Annotated in this window: 4 protein-coding genes; 1 reads left to right on the top strand and 3 read right to left on the bottom strand. The window is 46.3% G+C overall.

The features are described 5' to 3' along the window. Nucleotides 1-3796: CHAT domain-containing protein (locus tag F6K52_RS30095; RefSeq protein WP_293087467.1), on the top strand; the 3796-nt coding region annotated here is incomplete at its 5' end. Here the strand turns inward: F6K52_RS30095 and F6K52_RS30090 are convergent. The 3 genes from F6K52_RS30090 to F6K52_RS30080 form a co-directional block, all read right to left on the bottom strand. Next, nucleotides 3779-3994, bottom strand: coding sequence for a hypothetical protein (locus F6K52_RS30090; protein ID WP_293087462.1), 216 nt, complete (start codon nt 3992-3994; stop codon nt 3779-3781). The genes F6K52_RS30095 and F6K52_RS30090 overlap by 18 nt on opposite strands. A gap of 175 nt (nt 3995-4169) precedes the next feature. Further along, nucleotides 4170-5711, bottom strand: a complete 1542-nt coding sequence (locus F6K52_RS30085; RefSeq protein WP_293087457.1) for an NAD(P)/FAD-dependent oxidoreductase — start codon at nt 5709-5711, stop codon at nt 4170-4172. A 160-nt stretch (nt 5712-5871) separates the two neighbouring features. Then, on the bottom strand, nt 5872-6228 hold the full coding sequence (locus F6K52_RS30080; RefSeq protein ID WP_293087452.1) for a Spx/MgsR family RNA polymerase-binding regulatory protein: 357 nt from the start codon (nt 6226-6228) through the stop codon (nt 5872-5874). Nucleotides 6229-6402: the final 174 nt, after the last annotated feature.

Here is a 6402-nt window from a genome sequence, read left to right as displayed (position 1 = left end):
AGCACAAGACGGAAAAATTACCGTAGCTGCTGTACCAGGGGAAAGTTTAGTGAAAATTACCCAAGAGGGGCACTTGCTGAATTTGGAAATTCACCCCCTACTCACTGACCAACAATCCTTGACACCTGTCCAATTGCCTGAACTTTTAACTGGCGCTGATGTCGGTCATGCCACAGAATACAAGGATAATGGTGATGGCACTGTGACCTTGCAGGATTCAGACATCACTTTAGAGTCTGGAGATGTAGCGGCTAAAGAAGTAACGGCACAAACTGCAATCCTATCCGCCAACAACAATCTGACTCTAGTAGAAAGCCAGTTGTCTACCACGGAAGACTTAAACCTACTGGCCCAGAATAAAGTGGTGGTAAGGGACACACTCGATAATCCCTTCAATGCTATAGCGGGAGGAGACCTCTACATTCAGGGGGATTTAGGCATTGATATTCTGGCACTGAATCATCCTAAGACACCCTTTCAGAGTGGCGGTAATCTCAGTTTAGTTAGTGATGGAATTATTTCCGGAGATGCTCACTTTGGTAGTGGTGGTAGTTTCTCGATTCTCAATTTATCCGGTAAACCAGGTAATTTTCTGAGCTTTTATGACCCGATTATTATCTCTAGGGGCGATGTCATCTTTGGCAACTATACAGGAGCTTCTCTGAAAGTAGAATCTACTGGAAGTATTGAGGGGGGAAATATCAGGATTACCCAGCCAGACACCACTGGCTCGATTCCCAGTTCAGATCCAGATTTTGATAATTTGACCCAACGCCGCTCTCTGATTTTGCGAGCAGGTTTGAGTGAGGATCAATTGAGTAATTCAGTTAATTTTGATCCTAATCAATCAGTTACGGTAGAGGGCACAGAATTCTCTAATCTCGAACAGAATTCATCTCAAGGAAGTATCACTATTGGTAATATCGATACAAGTTCTGATCAGAGTGATGCTGGACCTGTAATCTTATCAGCTCAAGACGACATTATATTCCGTAATAATGATGGTTTGATTGTTACCACGATCAGGACCACAGAAATAGGGGGTAATAATTCTGGTGATGTAACCTTGGAAACTAGACAGGGAAGCATTCAGGTAAATGGTGAGACTCTTACAATTATCACCGAGGCATCAAACGGTGGTGATTCTGGTAACATAACGTTTAATGTTCCAGATTCAAACAATGTTAACTTTGAGAATATTGAGATCAACACACAAGCTCAGAGGGGTGGCAATGGTGGTGATATCATAGTCTTTGCTCCTGATATTACTAGTCAAGCTGATGTAGAAGCAATAGAAGCACAAATAGAATCTAGCTCACGGTTAGATGCTGTCACAGGTACACCGGGAGAGATTAGTATTAATCCAGAAAATCTACCGGATGGTGGCACCGATACAGGTACAGGAACCGATGGTGACACTGGTACCGATACAGATGGTGATACTGGTACAGGTACAGGTACAGTAACTGATGGTGATACTGGTACAGGTACAGTAACTGATGGTGATACTGGTACAGGTACCGATACAGTAACTGATGGTGATACCGGTACAGGTACAGATGCTGATACTGGTACAGGTACCGATACAGTAACTGATGGTGATACCGGTACAGGTACAGTAACCGATGGTGACACTGGTACAGATACAGCAACCGATGGTGACACTGGTACAGATACAGCAACCGATGGTGGCACTGGTACAGATACAGCAACGGATGGTGGCACTGGCACCGGTACAGTAACTGATGGTGACACTGGCACCGGTACAGGAAGCGATGGTGGTAGCGGTACAGTAACCGATGGTGACACTGGCACCGGTACAGTAACTGATGGTGACACCGATACAGGTACAGGAACCGATGGTGGTAGCGGTACAGTAACCGATGGTGACACTGGCACCGGTACAGTAACTGATGGTGACACTGGCACCGGTACAGTAACCGATGGTGGTAGCGGTACAGTAACCGATGGTGACACTGGCACCGGTACAGTAACTGATGGTGACACTGGCACCGGTACAGTAACTGATGGTGACACTGGCACCGGTACAGTAACTGATGGTGATACTGGCACCGGTACAGTAACTGATGGTGACACTGGTACAGATACAGCAACCGATGGTGGCACTGGTACAGATACAGCAACCGATGGTGGCACTGGTACAGATATAGCAACCGATGGTGGCACTGGTACAGATATAGCAACCGATGGTGGCACTGGTACAGATATAGCAACCGATGGTGGCACTGGTACAGATACAGCAACCGATGGTGACACTGCTACAGATAGACTACCGAATGATTTAACAGTCCTACGAACTGATGATGTAACGGTTTTACGACTGGATGATGTCACAGTTTCACAACAGGTAGACTCAACAATCCCCACACCGGATAACTCATCAATAACACCGCCAGAGGTTCCACCATCGGTAGAACAACCAATCACACTAGAGGCGACTGTTAAAAGTGACCTAGTGTATGGGATAGAAAAAGCCTTCACAGAAGAATATCAGACATACTTTACGCGATCGCTAAAAACCAAAATCTATACTCAGAATGATGTACGCGATCGCACTCGTGAGCTTGAGCGGGAGACTGGTCTCAAGACTGGGGTTATTTACGTCAGTTTTGTCCAAAACTCCGTTACATTGCCAGGAACGCGATGCCAAACTCCGGCAATTCCAGCAGCCGAAATTGACCGACGATTTGGTTACCGACCCTCTGATCTACCTTCAGAACCGGAAAAGTGCTTACAACAAAGCAATGACCAACTAGAACTGTTGCTGATCACAGCAGACGGTAATCCAGTTTTGCGGCGAGTCTATAACGCAAATCGTGCTGAAGTCCTAGGTGTAACCAAGACTTTTCATCGAACACTGATAAATCGAAGCTTGGATGATAAGGATCATCTCAAACCAGCTCAGCAACTTTACCAATGGCTGATAGGACCGTTGGAGGCTGAGTTAAAAGCTAATAATATCGAGAGCCTGATATTTGCTATGGATCAGGGATTGCGCTCCCTACCTCTGGCTGCTTTGCACGATCAAAAGAACTATCTAGTAGAAAATTATAGTGTCAGCCTGGTGCCTAGTCTTAGTTTGACTTATTCTCGGTTTACCAATGTTCAATCCTTGCGACTGCTGGCGATGGGAGCCTCCCAATTTTCTGATAAACAAGATTTGCCTTGGGTAAAAGTCGAGTTAGAAACAATTATCGACAACAAACTGTGGAAAGGTGACTATTTTATAAACGAAAGCTTCACTCTGGAAAATTTAAAGGCTCAACGAAAAAAACGGAAATTTGGCATCATTCACTTAGCTACCCATGCTCAGTTTAATCGAGGAGCTCCTGAGAATTCTTACATTCAAATGTGGGACAGAAAACTGGGGCTCGATGAACTGGAAAATCTATTTTCTGAGCCATCGGTAGAGTTGTTAGTACTCAGCGCTTGCCAAACCGCTTTGGGAAATCGGGAAGCAGAGTTAGGTTTTGCTGGATCAGCGTTTCAGGCAGGGGTTGATTCCACTCTAGCAACCCTTTGGTCTGTCAGTGACCAAGGGGCTATGGGGCTGACTACTGAGTTTTACCGTCAGTTGAAAAAGACACCCAGTAAAACTGAAGCCTTGCGACAGGCACAGTTGGCCATGATTCGAGGCAATGTCCGGATCGAGAATGATTACTTATATAGCTCTGGCAATAAAATTGCTTTATCTTCAGAATTGTCAGAATTTAGACAACAAAACTTTACCCATCCCTATTTTTGGGCGGCTTTCTTGTTAGTTGGTGACCCTTAAATAGGGAGTAGGGAGTAGGGAGTAGGGAGTAGGGAGTAGGGAATCGGGAGTCGGGAATCGGGAATCGGGAGTCGGGAGTCGGGAATCGGGAATCGGGAGTCGGGAGTCGGGAGGTGTGGGAGGTGTGGGGAGATGGGGAGATGGGGAGATGGGGAGATGGGGAGATGGGAAGATGGTAAATAAAATTAAATCATACATCAAGACAATGAGAAAAAAAGTATTTAAAAATACTAAATTAATCTCAAACTAATTCTTCCCTCTCCTCCCTCTCCCCACACTACCCCCTCTCCCCACACTGTTCCCCCTGTTCCCTGTTCCCTGTTCCCTGTTCCCTATAATGCCTAGGGTTAAACTTTAGGGTGACCAATCTGGGTCATAACCCAATCGTTTTCAGCATTTCCAAATGCTTTGAAACCGGTACAAGGGTATTGGCAGTAATCATCCCGCTGGCGGCAACGGCTGGTAAGCCAATACCGGGAAAGGTTGAGTCTCCACAGCACATTAGTCCAGGTAGGGGTGTGCCAGGACCAGGAAAGATGCCAACTCCGGCTCGAATCGCTGGACCGTAGGAACCTCGGTGACGGCGCAGAAAGCGTTCGTGGGTGAGCGGTGTACCGACTAGAGTGACCTCACAACGGGAACGAATGTCTGGAATGATCCGTTCCAATCCTTTCCACATGATTTCTGCACGCACCTGCTTTTGTTGTGCATAGGCTTCACTGTTACGACTCATGCCTTGCCAGAGTTCATAGGGTTCGTTACCTGGAGTATAAACGTGAATCACGTGTTTTCCTGGTGGTGCTAGGGATGGGTCTAGAAGGGATGGAATCGATAGCACTACTATATTCTGGGGAGCAGTAACACCCTTTTCCCAGTCATTAACGATAATGTAGTGGCAGGCTAGGTCTTTTTGTAGTCCTTCTGCGTCAATGCCTAAGTGGAGATGCATGAAGCTGTCACACTCAGGGGTGGCGTTTCTCTTGGCTCGATAAGATTTTGGTATTGCTGAATCTGGCAGTAGTTTGAGGGTATCCCATATTGAGATATTAGACACTACTGCTTTACGGGCTCGGATTTCTTTGCTGCCCCGCAGACGCACACCTACGGCACGGTTGTGCTCGACTATCACTTCTTCAACATGAGCATTAACTATCAACTGACCGCCATGTTTTTCCAATCCCCGCACCAGGGCATCAACTAGGGCACCACTACCACCAATTGGGTAGTCTAGCACTACCTCTGGTCGATACCATTCCGCAAACATAAAGGCCATCTCTGCCGCAATGGTTCCATCCGCTGGTAGTCCGGATAATAGAAAACAAAGCAATTCCAGCCAATTACGGCTAAAGTTGTCTTTGAGAACACCGTCCATAATCTGGCTAAAGGGTCCTCTGAGCTTGATAGAATCCCCAGCATAGCGTAAGAAAGAGGGGGCAAATCGGCTGAGGGTGACCACTGCGCCAAGATCAAAACGGATGCCAGCGAGGGGAATTGCGATCGCAGCCTTAGCTAGGGGTTCCATCACCCGCTGAAGCTCACGCCATTCGGTTACAGCATCATTACCACGAAGCCTGGCTAGAACCTCACAAAACTGATCCGCACCAACGGATGTGTCAAAGTCACCTTCAGGCAAACGGCAACCCCATGTATTGTAGTTTTCCCATGTTAAATCCTCACCGATGGCATCTAGCAGTTGTCGCAGAGGATTGGAAGAAGGGCTGTAAGACAAACCTGAGTAAAGAGACGGACCGGAGTCAAATTTGAATCCATTGCGCTCAAAAGCGTGAGCAGCACCACCAGGGATTGAGTGGCTCTCGCAGACTGTAACGTTAAAACCGTAGCGAGCTAGAAGAGAGGCGCAGCATAAACCACCAATCCCACTGCCAATTACAACTATATCTGTTTCTTTACTCATTGAACCTTGGGCTAGATAGTTTAGAATGTTGTTTATTTTATAGCAGGGAGTCGGGAGTCCGGAGATGGGGAGTCAGATAACTATATATCCTTTCTTGCCTCTTGCCTCTTGCCTCTTGCCTCTTGCCTCTTGCCTCTTGCCTTTCTCAAGGTTAAAAATGCTATAGTCCCAATTTCTCTCGTATCGTCTCTTCATTTGCTCTAAACCCTACCAATACCGCTGTGCCATCCTTCACAAATAGAGGTCGTTTCAGCAGCATCGCATCTTTGGCAAAGGCTTCAACCCACTGTTCATCGCTCCAAGTCTTTTTTTCTTCACCTATTTCACGATAGGATTTACCAGAAGTATTACGCATGGGTTTAGAGCCCAACGCTTCTACCCAGCTGCTAATCATATCAGCAGTTGGTGGATGCTCTTTTGTGTTAATAAAATCATACTCAACACTGTTATCTTGGAGCCATTTAAATGCTTTTTTACAAGTGCCGCAGTTGGGGATACCGTAGACTTTAATTGACATAATTTTTCTCTTTATTTTAAAAAAAGGGAGTAGGGAGTAGGGAGTAGGGAGTAGGGAATTTTTCGATAATAATTTACCGAAAACTGGGGCGAATTATTATTTTAAATAGGGTGTAGAGCTTAGGATATAGTTTGACCCGGTGGTGCGTTACGGGGCGGGCTATACCAAGGCTGA

Source organism: Moorena sp. SIO3H5, assembly GCF_010692395.1.
GTDB lineage: Bacteria > Cyanobacteriota > Cyanobacteriia > Cyanobacteriales > Coleofasciculaceae > Moorena.
Note: the sequence above shows the minus strand (reverse complement) of the source record. Positions and strands in the feature narration are given on the sequence as shown.